The organism is Fibrobacter sp. UWB5 (assembly GCF_002210295.1).
Classification (GTDB): Bacteria; Fibrobacterota; Fibrobacteria; order Fibrobacterales; family Fibrobacteraceae; genus Fibrobacter.
Genome location: NZ_MWQH01000003.1, coordinates 76,302 through 88,408, shown reverse-complemented (window position 1 = coordinate 88,408; position 12,107 = coordinate 76,302). Strand labels below are relative to the sequence as shown.

Below are 12,107 nucleotides of genomic sequence, written 5' to 3'. Positions count from 1 at the left end.
ACCGAAGATTTTGTATCTTGTGGATATGAAATCTATTGCTCTTAAAGTATTCGATTATCTCAAAAGTTATTTAAAATCCCTGAACTGGATTGTCCTTTTGGGGATTGCCGCATTCTGCATTGCGCTTGCCGTAATCAACAACATTCGCGTTGAAGATTCCAAGTCTGTCGACTGGATCGGCAGCCAGGAAATCCTTGCCAAGCCGGACGAGGTGCTGTAATGAAGAAGACGATTATCTCTGCAGCTCTCCTTGTGGTGGCCTCAATTTTGGTAGCGATTGGCGTTGCCGAAATTTCGTTCCCGGAATCTTTCTTGACTTTTACCGACCAAGATTGGCTGATTGACATTTGGCCCAAGGCTTACCGCTACAATATTCATGTGGGACTTGCCGCCATCATCGTCGCCACGGGCATTTGCGTTCCGGCTTACCGCCTGCAAAAGGACTTTGCCATCCGTGCGCTCGAAACCTTGTTCCGCGTGGGCATCGGCGGCATGTTCATTTTCGCCAGCATCTACAAGATTCAAGACCCGCACCAGTTTGCGGTTCTGGTGGCCCAGTACCAGTTCTTCCCCGCTTTGCACCTGGAAAGCGTGAACAATTTCTTTGCGCTGGTTTACCCGCAGTTTGAATTTTGGTTTGGCCTCGCCATGATTGTCACGCCGTTCGTGCGTGAATCGGCCTTCGCCATTTTCTGGATGTTCGTAAGCTTTATCATCGCCCTCACCTGGGCCTTGGGCAACGACCTCGGAATCACTTGCGGCTGCTTCGAGCTTGAAGACGGCGACGCCCACGACAAGGCCGAAGCCTGGACAAGCCTGATTCGCGACTTGATCCTGATTTGGCCCACGCTCTGGCTTGCTACTAGAAAGAACCACAGCCTGATCAAGGTGTGGCGCAGGAAATAAATTTCGTGATAAGTTTCCTGAATTTAAACGATTGAATTCAGGAAATCCACAACGCGCTTCGAATAAGCTTCGATAGAAACACGGTCCAAAAGCGCTTGGGCCTTTTCTTCGTTTACGACCTTTTCGCCAGCGAGCACGCGGTCCAAAACCTTGGCGTAAGCCTCGGCATCAGTCGGCGGATCAATGAGCGGACATACGCCATCCAAGTTTTCGAGAAGCGAAGTCGTACCACCGGCAACGGCAGGAGTACCGCAGCTGATTGCCTCGACAGGCGGAAGGCCAAAGCCTTCAAGAAGGCTCGGGTACACCATGAGTTCGGCATGGTAGTAGAATTCACGCAGTTCCGGGGCGTTAAATTCAGGGAAATGGAAAACGTTGTAAAGCTTTTTCGCATTGATAATATCGCGATAATGCTGAGTCAACTTACCCACGCGGACAAATGCGACATCGGGGCGCAAGCGGGCCATTTCGTAGTACGTTTCCACATTCTTTCGCGGTTCGGCAAGGCCCACATGCACGCACATGGCCTTGTAGTTCTTGATTCCGTAGCTGCGGCGGAAGGCTTCGCGTTCTTCGGCAGTCTTCGGTTTTTCAAGACGCTTGAATACGGTTCCATCGATTGGGCAGCCAATGACTGCGCCCGGAGCATTCGCCATGCGCGGGCCAAAGTGCTTGCACACGGCGTTCTTGGTCCATTCGGAATTGAACACGAAGCAGTCAGCATTGATTGTCGGATCGATATAGAACTTGTTCAGCAAGATAAACTTGATGCTGTGCGGGTACTGGGTTTCGGCAAAATCATCATGCAGGTACAAGACAGACTTTGCATCAGGACCGCCTTCGCGCTTGTTCTTTTCAATTGCCTTCTTGGCAGACGAAATCAAGAAACCGAGTTCCGGGCGAATAAAGAAAACGACATCGGGCTTGACTTTTCTGACGCAATCGTAAACGGGCTTGCGCAAGCTAAGAAAACCTGTATAAAGCGACTTCACCCAGACTTCGTGAGCCGTATACGTGCTCGGATCGGCCACAATCTTGCCGCCTTCGGCCGTATGTTCCGGATTCGGGAAAAACTTGGGAGTCTTCATCCACAGAACATGCGTATCAAATTCCTTGGCTACAGACCTCACCAAGTTCAACGTCAGGCGGCCAAAACTGGTACATTCGTTCTTATCGCAAATAAACAGGATTTTCTTCATAGTCAAATTCCGGTAATGGCTTAAAATATAACATTATATTTATATATTGTGGGCTATGGCAAAACTCTGCATCGTAATGGCAACGTACAACGGCGAAAAATATCTTTCGCAAATGCTAGATTCGCTAGTCAACCAGACTCGGCCCGCGGACTCTATCATTGTCGTTGATGACGGCTCTGCCGATTCGACCGTAGCAATCCTCGAAAGCTACGCCGACAGGCTCCCCTTAAAGATTATCAAGTTTGAACACAACCAGGGGCACCGCGCCGCATTTTCAAGGGCGCTCGAAGAAGCGCAGAAGATTCTTGCCGAAAACGATTATATTGCGCTGGCCGACCAAGACGACATTTGGCTTCCGCAAAAGCATGAGCTATTGATTAAGGAAATTGAAAGCCGCGACGTGGATCTTGTTTTTGGCGATGCCGAAGTCATCGATGCCGACGGAAACAAGACGGCCGATTCTTGGCGCGCCCTCGGGCAGATTCCCGAGCACCTTTCTTTGCAAGCAATCATGACCGGCTTTACCAACGTGACCGGTTGCATGGTCCTCTTCCGCGCAAGCCTGCTCAAGGATATTCTCCCGATTCCCGTTGCAGTTCCTGTCCACGACCAATGGATTACATTCTGTGCGTCTGCAAGGAACGGCTACGCCTCCATCAAGGCTCCTGTCATTCAATACCGCATTCACGGTTCAAACGCCATCGGGCTTGGTCACACGCACACTTGGACCGGAAACCTGAAGTTGAACTTGGGCTGGGCCAAAATGTTGCGTGAAACGCCACATTACCAGAAGCTAAGCGCTACCGACCAGAAATTTTTGAACGTCTACATTTCGTACGTCGAAAGCAGACTCACAAAGTTTATTCTGCCCGGTTACCTTTTCTGGATTATAAAGAACGCTAAGGCGCTTTACCCGCATGTATCGTCGAAAACGGCGATGCTTCCGCGAATCCTGTACGGAATCATCGGGGCAAAATTTGCAGCCAAGTTCATGGGAAGGTCGTAATGCAAACCTGCGCAGTCCTTGTCAACTATAAGAATGCGGCCTTGACGGTACGATGCCTGCACGCCCTGGCACAGGGCACTGTCAAGCCCGATCTTATTTATGTGATTGACAACGCCACTTGCGAAGAATCCCAAAAGGTTTTCCAAAGCGAAGATTTTTCGATTCCAGTAAAGTTTATTTGGAATAAGCACAATGTAGGCTTTGCCGCAGCCAACAACCAAGGCGTGCGTGCGGCACTTGCAGAAGGTTTCGAAGGCTTTGTTTGGCTGATCAATAACGACACCGAACCCAAGGGAACTGCCCTCGAAATGCTCTTGCAGAAAGCAAAAGAATCGGGCGCAGGCATTACAGGTTCGCTGATTGTAGACGAAAAAGGCAACTACATCGGTGGCGCTGGAACGGCACACGCAAAGTTTGCATCGGTCGGCCGCCCTCAAGCACCCCAAGGTTCTAACGTTCCGCATTTTGATTATATCGAAGGCGCTTCGTTCCTCATTTCGCCCGAATGCATTAAGAAAGTCGGTTTGTTGAGCGAAGATTTTTTCTTGTATTTTGAAGAAAGCGATTACTGCTATAGGGCAAAGAAAGCGGGATTCTCGCTCGCCTGGGCAACCGAAAGCGTTGTCAGTCATAGAATCGGTTCAAGTACCGGAAGCGAAAACGCCAAAGGCTGCGTTCCCTTCTTTATCGATTGCCTGATGATCCGCAATCGCATTCATTTCGCCAAGCGTAACGGATTCCCCGCAGTCGGCATTTGGGCCGGGTTTCTGATTTCGCTTGCCATACGCATCAAGCGTCGCCAGCTCAATCGAGTCCTGAAAATTATCGAGATTACCTTTTCTACGAAAAGGCTTAAGAAATTCATTGAAAGCAACGGTGGCTACTATGAAATTCATGAATAAGAATCTTTATTGGGGACTGTTTTTTGCAGTCTCTGTAAATGCAGCAAGTGCCACAAATTCTTTCAACGAAAGTCCCGCCCACTTCACGTTTACCGATTCCGCCCGCCACCACGAGGTGAATATCGGCGCACAGTTGGTGGATTCCCTTGCGATTACGAACTTGACGAATGCCCCGACGCATTACGACAATTCGGCCTCGGTTCGCCTGTTCTTGAACGGACACTTTACCGAACGATTCCTGTTCAACGCCAGCGTCAAGGTGAGCACGGATCACACGAATAAAGAAATCTACGACAACTTTTACAATCCGAGCGAAGGAATTCCCTACAACAAGCAGAGCGACAACAAGCGTACTTGGGATATTTTCGCAGCTAACGCCAGCTACGACTTGGACGCCGTAAAGCTTCTCGCCGGATTCGATTACCTGAGCATGGGCCCCGCTCGCCGCAACCACGTGATTCTGCGCGGCGAACAGAGCAATTACCGCCCGTGGCAAGATTCAACGAGCCGCATTTACGAACCGGCGCCTACACCCTATTTCGGCTACCAGTTTGAATTAGGCCCGATTGTCTACTCGCAGTACGCCATGAAGCTTTTCGAGAAGAAAAACTTTGGCAAGTACATGCACGTACACCGTTTGGACTTAAACTTGCCCAAGAACATTACATTCGGCCTTTCTGAAACGGCGCTCTACGGAAGCACCACCGAGGAATTCCCGAACCCGAACGAAGACGCCGACAGCACCGGCCGCGAATTCGAATGGGCTTACGTGATTCCATTCATTCCTTATGTTTTCCAGGAACACCTGCAGGGCGACCAGGACAACATTTCGCTCGCGTTCGATTTGAGCGTAAAGACGATTCCAAACTGGGAATTCTACGGAGAACTCTTGTGGGACGATATGAAGTCCCCCACATCTATGTTTGATGACGGCTGGTGGGGCAACAAGTGGGCCACCTCTGTCGGCATCGCTCGCGACAGCCTTAAACTCGGCAGCTCGCTTTGGAACTGGTACTTGGAATACACCCGCGTAGAGCCTTGGGTCTACACGCACCACAAAGGCGGCGGCTACACATACCGCAGCTATTCCCAGAGCCTCGGCACCGATCTCGGCCCGAACAGTCAGGAAATCTACAGCGAAGTCAGCGGACTTTATAAAGTCGAAAGCGGACTCTTGAAAGACGCCTTGTTCAAGGGAACGCTGCATGCAAGCGCCGTCGCCAAAGACACGGCCTTCGGCGGCAACATCACCGACATGCACACGCCCGAAAGCGCCACCGACAAGAAGTTCTTGAATGACAAGACCACCTTGCACTACGTAGAAGTTGGCGGTAAAATCGAAATCAAGCCCTGGGATTGGATGACCATCCGCGCAGGCTATGACCGTTACTTCGGTGATTACGAAGGCTTCCGCGCTATGGTAGGCGGAAGCTTCCAGTACTAATAATTTTGCGAAAACTTTTTATTCCTCGAACAGCGCATTCAGCTGTTCGGGGGTTTTTGCATCCAACGCCTGCGCACGCCACTGCGGGTTCAGCAGCTTACGCGCAATATTTGCGATGAACTGTGTATGACAATTGGCAGACTCTGCCGGCGAAAGCAATAGACAAATGTATTGCGGCACTTGGCCCTGCTTTACAGCAATGTCAGTAAAACCCTTGGGACAAACCGCAAAAGCAAACAGCGGCTGCGGAAGTCCCGGCACACGCGTATGCGGCAAGAGCAAGCCCTCGCCCATGTAGATTCCCTGGGACACGCGTTCCGACAAGGACTTCCATGTTTCCATGGCATCAAACTTGACCGGGCCATGCACCAGGGCATCGTAAGCAAAGCCCAAAGCCCTTGCGAAGGACTCGGGTTCCGCATAATGTTTTACGTAGATGGGCTGCATTTATACCAACGCGTTGTCCATGAAGTCAAAGACCTTCGGCGAAGTAGCCTTGGCCATCTTCTTGAATTCATCAAAGACAACACGCAGCTGACGCTTACCCGGTTCAATGTACTGTTCAAATTTCTGGATTCCCTTGACCTTGCTCAAGAAGCAATAGGCGCCCATGGCCTGCATCACGCGCTGCAAGCTAGCGTGAATAAAGGCTTCCCAAGCGTCTTCCTTGGTGTAGGTCTTGGTTTCGCGATAAGAAACACGCCAGTATTCAAAGAAGTCCTTGATTTCGGTCAGAGAAAGTTCTACGTACGGGTCCCACAAGAGAGAGGCCAAGTCATAGAACATGGCACCGCGGCGGGCGCCCTGGAAATCCACGAAAGCGATTTCGGAATTCGGCTTGACCATGATGTTCTGGCTCTGGAAATCGCGGTGCATCAACACCTTGTGCTGGGCTTCCACAGAAACCGCAATCAGGGAATAGAACTGACGCACGTATTCAGGGATTTCAGCAATGCCCTTGAAATTCTTCAGGTAGTTTTCAGTAAAGTAGTCGGTTTCCCACTTGAGAGCAGCGAAATCGAAACGACGCAGCCAAAGGTCAGAGCGAGAGCTGAACAGCGAGCGGGAAATGTTTTGCCACTTGATCAAGGAATCGATGACTTCGGGGTAGAGAATACGAACGTTGCCCGTCTTCTTTTCGGAACCCGGCGAAACAATATTGTCGAGCAAATTGTGTGCACCTAGGTCTTCTTGAAGCACAGAGCAAGAAGCTTCGTCCACGCAATAAATCTTAGGAACCGGAAGTCCGAAAGAGTTGAATGCTTCGGCATAATCCACAAAACGCTTAAAATCTTCATCGACCGAGGCAGAAACCTGCAACACGGCGCTCTGCTTACCGGAGGCAATTCGGTAATACTTACGACCCGAACCGGCACCGGCAATAGGGGTTATTTCGTAATCGGCATAGCCGCGGGACTTCAAATACTTTTCAATAACAGGCGAAACAATTTCGTTACTCATGCCTTCCAATATAAAAAAAATGATTCCACGTTAGTGGAATCGAATCCGTGTGGTAATAAAAAAGCTTTATTATTACGAGAACTTAATTCTCGGGTCTACGAGCGTGTAGAGGATATCGCTGAAAAGGCGGCCAATCATTGCCATCAAGCTGCTGAGGAAGATGACGCCCATGACCACGTTGTAGTCGCGATTCACCATGGAGTTGTAGTAAAGTAGGCCCATGCCATCGATATCGAAGACCTTTTCGATAAGGAGCGCGCCCGCAAACATCAAAGTGCAGATTTCAGAAAGACGCGTGGCAATGGGAATCAGGGCGTTACGGAGTGCATGGCGAACGAGCGCCTGGTTAAAGCTCATGCCCTTCGCAAGCGCGGTACGCATATAATCTTTGCCGAGTTCTTCGAGCGCGGAGTTCTTCATCAGGAACGTGAGGAACGCGAATTCGCTGATCATGTAGCAGAAAATCGGCAGAATCAAATGGTGCCCGAGGTCCACAATCTTTTCGAAGAAGGTAAAGTCTTCGAAGTCATCGCTCGTGAGGCCACCCAGCGGGAAAATGTCGAGGTACGAACCGCCTGCGAGGAAGATAATGAGCAAGATACCGAGAGCGTAACCCGGCATCACGTAGCCCGAGAAAATCACGCCCGAAGAAAGGGAATCCAACTTGCTGCCGTGATGCACCGCCTTCCAAAGGCCCAGCGGAATGCAGACAAGGTAGCTCAAGAAAAACGAAGTAATTCCAAAGAACAGCGAAATCGGGAAACGACTCGTAATCACGTCCCACACGGGGAGGCCATAAGTATAGCTAGAGCCCAAGTCCAAGTGCAGAACGTTCCAGAGCCAAGTCAGGTAACGTTTCCAGGCGGGTTGGTCAAAACCGAAGTACGCCTGGATTTGCGCAATCTGATCAGGCGAAAGAGCCTTGGAGGCATCTACCCCGCCCTTCATGGCCGCGGCTTGCTGCGCACGCGAAATCATTTCCTCCACAGGTCCACCCGGCAACAGCTGGATAAGGATAAAGCATACCAATGAAATCCCGATGAGAGTCGGGATCATCAAAAGTAAGCGGCGGAGGATATAAGAACGCATGACCTTACAATGCGATTAACGCATCTTGCCGGAGCGGAGCACGTCCATCATGTTGAAGGGTCTTGCCGTTCCGTTTGCAATGTGGCAAGCGAGGAAGTTCACAGCGTCCACAGTGCCTTCGGCGTAAATCTTGCGGCCGCATACATTGTGCTGGAATTCAAAGTGAACCGTACCGTCAGCGCTGTCGAGACTGTAGGTGTGGAAGGCGTGACCGCCGAGATATTCTTCGGGCACGTGCATGCGTTCCATCTGTTCCTTCTCGTCGCGGACCTTTTCGATATCGTCGACGGTGAAATCAAAACCCATCTTCTGGAAGTCACCCACCACGGCGCGTGCGGTACCGCTGGTGTCAGCCTTGGTCTTCTGGTGGCTTTCCACCACGGAGAGCTTGTAGCCGCTGAATGCCGTCGGGAATTCCTTAGCCAAGAATTCAATCATCGTCTGGAAAGCGACAATCTGCTTTGCCATGTTCGGGGCAATCACGCTGGGGTGATTTGCGTCGGCAACGAGCTTGGCGAGCGCTTCGCGGTCACCGCCGGTGGTGCCCATCACGAACGGAATCTTGTGTTTGACGTAGAAGGCGGCGTTGTCGTTCACAGCCGTCGGGTGCGTGTAATCGATGCAAATGACGTTCGGGTACTTTTCGAGAACTTCGCCAATGCGAGCTTCGCGATTGCTCGGCTTCAAAAGTTGGATGGTCTTGCCGGCGACTTCGGCTTCGTTTTCCACAATAATTTCACCCGTCAGAGAATACGGGACGAGTTCCAAGCCGCGAGCCACGCAGGTTTCGGCCACAATACGGCCCATGTTACCCGGAATACCATTTACCATCACTTGTACAGACATAATAACTCCTAGTTTTTGGGAGGAAAGATAGAAAAAGAACTTAGTTGAAAGAACTTAAAACTTAGAATTTCCAGCGGTTTGATTCATACTCGTCGAGAACGAGCAAAGCGTGGCGCGCTCTTTGAATCTTTTTGAGAGTGGTTTGGTCCTCGGCGAGGTGTGAAAGCGCAATCCGGCAGCGTTCTGCAAATTTGCCGACAGTTTCGCCAGGTTCGCGGCGGAGTCCTACTCGGGCCAAATCCCGCTCAGCGCGGTCAAGTTTTTTCACCCATTCCAGAGACCGTGTCGAAACAAAGGCGTGGCTCTTTGAATTTAATTTATACGCAACGTAAATCTTGCGGCCAGCAAAGCCTGCTACAAGAATGACAAGTACCGCATACAGAATCGGACTTTCTAATAATGCGGTCGATTGATTTTGCCAATTGTCGACGACGCGGCGCCACTCGCCTTCTTTAAGAGCATGCATCACGCGGGCGAAACGCCCGCGCACGCCCTCCCATTTGACGCTCCACCAGCTGGGTGCCTGTGCAAACTGCGGCAAAATGGGAGGCGTCGGGTCGAAGATTACCCAGCGGTTATCTACATACGCTTCGACCCATGCATGTGAATGCTTGCGCCGGAAAATGCTATAAGGCAGTCCTTCAACCACTTCAGGATTTGCAAAGCCCGTCACATACCGCGCCGGAATATTCAACCGGCGCAACACCAGAGTCGCCAAAGTCGCATAGTATTCGCAAAAGCCCTGCTTTTCGCGCCAGAAGACGGCCAGCGGTTCATTCTTCGCTCCATTCCAGCGCGTAATTCCCGGCACCGAGAGCGAGTAGGTGAAATTTGCGAGGTAATATGCCAACATTTTCTGCAACACCAGAGAATCCGCTGCAGTCGAATCCGCAGCAACCGAATCCGCAACCGTGTCGCGCAATTCCATCGCCGCAATCACGGTATCAATCAGCGGCAAGTACCGCTCGCCCACCATCAAGTCGCCCGCACCCGGAACCAGCAAGGAATCAGGCAATTTGCAAGCCTCCGGTACATTCTCCGCCGAGACCGGTCTGCATTTAAAATAATGCCAGTCGGAGCGTTTTCCGTTTCCGTCCAACCCCTGCACCATGCCGCCCGAATAGTAAGTCAGCGAATCCACATCTTTCGCCGCAAAACCCACGACACCGTACGGCGCAAACACAAATCCAAAATTATTGAGCGTCGACTGCACCCAGATTTGTTCCACTTCACGCAGGGAATCGGCCTTCGTCAGCGAATCCGCCACTTCGAGCACGGCGTAGTCCACCTGGTAGTAAGCTGGATAAAGCCGTTTCGCAAACGATGTCGGCAATTTCCAGATACCCGCCGCATACTTTTCGTAGCTGGCCGCCTTAAAGTACCTTGACGGTTGCTTATCCCATACACGCAACACGACCTGGCTATTGTAGCGGGAATTGTAATTACTCCCAAAGCTACCCAGTGCCGCGACCGGATCAAAGCCCATCATTCGTTCGCGCTGGTAATAGTTTTCGGCCATTTGCGCCCCATAGCGGTAACGCTGCGTTTTCCAGTATTGCCAACCACCGTAAGAGATTGCGCTGAGCACTGCAATCACGAGCAAAAAGAGCCCGTACTTGTAAGGTGCCGTACCGCGGCGGCTATAAGCACAAAGCGCAAGCAAAAATCCGACAAGTCCGACAAAGCCCCAACCATGCGGCACCATGTACATTCCAAAGAGTAACGCGCCCACGCCATCGAAGGCGACAAAGACTTCAAAACCACCATTCCCGCGACTCCGTTCCTGCAACGCCGCCAAATACAGCAAGTAGATTCCCGGCAAGAAAATCAAATAAGGCGACACCCCGTTTTCAACCGAAGGCGTCATCACCCAAAAAAGTGCAAGCGGGACTATCGCTCCATACGCCAAAATCTTATTGTAACGCGGGCGCTTCGCAAACTCTCGACGACGAGTTGCATTCAACACGCCGACAACTACAAAGTAGATTGCAAATAAAAGGCCAAGCCACAAGAAATCAAAAGTATGGCCCAGATTCACCGAGGCCAGGCAAAGGAACAACACCTTGAAGGCGTAGCGGATGTCTACCTTCTCGCTCGCCATCATAATGTCACCCTCTCGCCATTCAAATCTTCAGGCGAAACCACCAGCAATTTATCTTCGGTCGAAGCAGGCTGCGTTCCGACCACGATATGCTTGTTCACAAGCGGTTCTTCGTTTTCGTAAAGTCCAATGCGAAGCACCGGATCCATCGGACGCGCCGCAGGCGCCCAGGGTGTAGGCTGTTTTGCATGCGCAAGCGATGCCGGCGGAATTCTCGCCAGGGCATCCAGCAAATTTTTGCGGCTTTCGCTACCGCCATCCAAGGCAATTTCTTCACTATCGATAAAAAATCGTCCGAGAATTTCGCGGTCCAGGAGCCACTCGCCCACCGCCGCCGTCATACGAATCGCATGTTCCAGGTACTGCCGCGACTTGAAATTCGGAGTCGCCGTATCCAGGAGCAAAATAATGCCAGCGCCACGCTCAATTTCAAATTCTTTCGTGAAAGGCTTTCCGTAGCGGGCAAAAGCCTTATGGTGCAAGTCACGCAGAGAATCGCCTTCGCGGTAAGGCCGCACGCCGATAAAATTCATACCCCGCGTAAGGCTTGGCATCAGGAATGGAGCAAACGCCATGCCCGAAGCGCCCTGCGTCAGGAATGGGAATTCTTGCACCTTGAGCGCCCGCGGGTAAACCAGCAATTCTACCGAGCCGTTAAAGCCATAAGGCCAGCGCAAAAGTCCCATGATTTCGGGCACATTCGCCGAGACCTTGTTGAGCATAAAGGAGCCGCGGCGCGTCGTACGCACTTGGCATTCCATCTTGCGCGGCGGCTCGCCCTTCTTAATCTTTTCGCGGTCCGATTCAAAGCCTGTAAGCGAGGGCGGCAAACGATTCGCCCCCAAAGTCACGCAATCAATCGTCGAGCGCACCGCCACATAAGCGGTCACTGTAGCCGTTTCGCCTTCGCGCACACAATTCACCGACACGCTTTCAACCCAAATCTTGCTCCGCTTCGCTGTCACGAACAGGCTAAAGACAAGCCCCAAGAACAGCAGAAAATCAATGCCCGCAAAAATCCAGGCCGCCCAAAATCCCGGCACTGCGCCCGCAAACATCGCGAGCAAAAACAGCGATGCAAACGCACGACCCGCCGGAGTAAAGTAATCCAGCCACCAAAAGTAAACAGCCATCAAAATCCCCGATTTTTTCG

General features: G+C 51.5%; 12 protein-coding genes. 5 read left to right on the top strand and 7 right to left on the bottom strand.

What is annotated here, in order from left to right; translation table 11 throughout:
• Positions 1-25 precede the first annotated feature (25 nt).
• Together B7989_RS06530 and B7989_RS06525 are read left to right on the top strand one after the other, a co-directional pair.
• Positions 26-220: a hypothetical protein gene (locus B7989_RS06530; RefSeq protein WP_139261054.1), complete on the top strand. Its 195-nt coding sequence runs from the start codon at positions 26-28 to the stop codon at positions 218-220.
• Positions 220-906, top strand: coding sequence for a MauE/DoxX family redox-associated membrane protein (locus B7989_RS06525; protein ID WP_088627748.1), 687 nt, complete (start codon positions 220-222; stop codon positions 904-906). The genes B7989_RS06530 and B7989_RS06525 overlap by 1 nt, the downstream gene beginning before the upstream one ends.
• Before the next feature lie 23 nt (positions 907-929).
• Here B7989_RS06525 and B7989_RS06520 read toward each other — a convergent pair whose 3' ends face one another.
• Complete coding sequence (locus B7989_RS06520; protein ID WP_144264985.1) at positions 930-2,105, bottom strand: glycosyltransferase; 1,176 nt, start codon at positions 2,103-2,105, stop codon at positions 930-932.
• A gap of 55 nt (positions 2,106-2,160) precedes the next feature.
• Here B7989_RS06520 and B7989_RS06515 point away from each other — a divergent pair, with 55 nt between their 5' ends.
• The 3 genes from B7989_RS06515 to B7989_RS06505 are packed head-to-tail and all read left to right on the top strand — an operon-like array spanning position 2,161 to position 5,457.
• Positions 2,161-3,111 (top strand): glycosyltransferase family 2 protein, encoded by a 951-nt coding sequence (locus B7989_RS06515; RefSeq protein ID WP_088627747.1) that lies wholly within the window; start codon positions 2,161-2,163, stop codon positions 3,109-3,111.
• Positions 3,111-4,013, top strand: a complete 903-nt coding sequence (locus B7989_RS06510) for a glycosyltransferase family 2 protein (RefSeq protein ID WP_088627746.1) — start codon at positions 3,111-3,113, stop codon at positions 4,011-4,013. Before B7989_RS06515 ends, B7989_RS06510 begins: the two co-directional genes overlap by 1 nt.
• Complete coding sequence (locus B7989_RS06505; protein ID WP_088627745.1) at positions 3,997-5,457, top strand: hypothetical protein; 1,461 nt, start codon at positions 3,997-3,999, stop codon at positions 5,455-5,457. Before B7989_RS06510 ends, B7989_RS06505 begins: the two co-directional genes overlap by 17 nt.
• 18 nt (positions 5,458-5,475) lie before the next feature.
• Here B7989_RS06505 and B7989_RS06500 read toward each other — a convergent pair whose 3' ends face one another.
• From B7989_RS06500 to B7989_RS06475, 6 genes are all read right to left on the bottom strand, one after another.
• Complete coding sequence (locus B7989_RS06500) at positions 5,476-5,904, bottom strand: PTS sugar transporter subunit IIA (protein WP_088627744.1); 429 nt, start codon at positions 5,902-5,904, stop codon at positions 5,476-5,478.
• Positions 5,905-6,918 (bottom strand): aminoglycoside phosphotransferase family protein, encoded by a 1,014-nt coding sequence (locus B7989_RS06495; RefSeq protein WP_088627743.1) that lies wholly within the window; start codon positions 6,916-6,918, stop codon positions 5,905-5,907. It lies immediately after the preceding gene.
• 72 nt (positions 6,919-6,990) lie between these two features.
• Positions 6,991-8,007 (bottom strand): ABC transporter permease subunit, encoded by a 1,017-nt coding sequence (locus B7989_RS06490; protein ID WP_072797323.1) that lies wholly within the window; start codon positions 8,005-8,007, stop codon positions 6,991-6,993.
• 15 nt (positions 8,008-8,022) lie between these two features.
• Entirely contained in the window at positions 8,023-8,853 is an 831-nt protein-coding gene (gene dapB, locus B7989_RS06485; RefSeq protein WP_088627742.1) for a dihydrodipicolinate reductase, read from the bottom strand.
• 61 nt (positions 8,854-8,914) lie between these two features.
• The gene (locus B7989_RS06480; protein ID WP_233144282.1) at positions 8,915-10,957 is read right to left on the bottom strand and encodes a transglutaminase family protein; all 2,043 of its coding nucleotides are present in this window, start codon (positions 10,955-10,957) and stop codon (positions 8,915-8,917) included.
• On the bottom strand, positions 10,954-12,087 hold the full coding sequence (locus B7989_RS06475) for a DUF58 domain-containing protein (RefSeq protein WP_158212876.1): 1,134 nt from the start codon (positions 12,085-12,087) through the stop codon (positions 10,954-10,956). The genes B7989_RS06480 and B7989_RS06475 overlap by 4 nt, the downstream gene beginning before the upstream one ends.
• Between the last annotated feature and the right edge of the window lie 20 nt (positions 12,088-12,107).

What these genes read in the sequence shown, in the direction of transcription:
- B7989_RS06530 (WP_139261054.1), top strand. Translation starts at nt 26, where the DNA reads ATGAAATCTATTGCTCTTAAAGTATTCGATTATCTCAAAAGTTATTTA.
- B7989_RS06525 (WP_088627748.1), top strand. Translation starts at nt 220, where the DNA reads ATGAAGAAGACGATTATCTCTGCAGCTCTCCTTGTGGTGGCCTCAATT.
- B7989_RS06520 (WP_144264985.1), bottom strand. Translation starts at nt 2,105, where the DNA reads ATGAAGAAAATCCTGTTTATTTGCGATAAGAACGAATGTACCAGTTTT.
- B7989_RS06515 (WP_088627747.1), top strand. Translation starts at nt 2,161, where the DNA reads ATGGCAAAACTCTGCATCGTAATGGCAACGTACAACGGCGAAAAATAT.
- B7989_RS06510 (WP_088627746.1), top strand. Translation starts at nt 3,111, where the DNA reads ATGCAAACCTGCGCAGTCCTTGTCAACTATAAGAATGCGGCCTTGACG.
- B7989_RS06505 (WP_088627745.1), top strand. Translation starts at nt 3,997, where the DNA reads ATGAAATTCATGAATAAGAATCTTTATTGGGGACTGTTTTTTGCAGTC.
- B7989_RS06500 (WP_088627744.1), bottom strand. Translation starts at nt 5,904, where the DNA reads ATGCAGCCCATCTACGTAAAACATTATGCGGAACCCGAGTCCTTCGCA.
- B7989_RS06495 (WP_088627743.1), bottom strand. Translation starts at nt 6,918, where the DNA reads ATGAGTAACGAAATTGTTTCGCCTGTTATTGAAAAGTATTTGAAGTCC.
- B7989_RS06490 (WP_072797323.1), bottom strand. Translation starts at nt 8,007, where the DNA reads ATGCGTTCTTATATCCTCCGCCGCTTACTTTTGATGATCCCGACTCTC.
- dapB (WP_088627742.1), bottom strand. Translation starts at nt 8,853, where the DNA reads ATGTCTGTACAAGTGATGGTAAATGGTATTCCGGGTAACATGGGCCGT.
- B7989_RS06480 (WP_233144282.1), bottom strand. Translation starts at nt 10,957, where the DNA reads ATGATGGCGAGCGAGAAGGTAGACATCCGCTACGCCTTCAAGGTGTTG.
- B7989_RS06475 (WP_158212876.1), bottom strand. Translation starts at nt 12,087, where the DNA reads ATGGCTGTTTACTTTTGGTGGCTGGATTACTTTACTCCGGCGGGTCGT.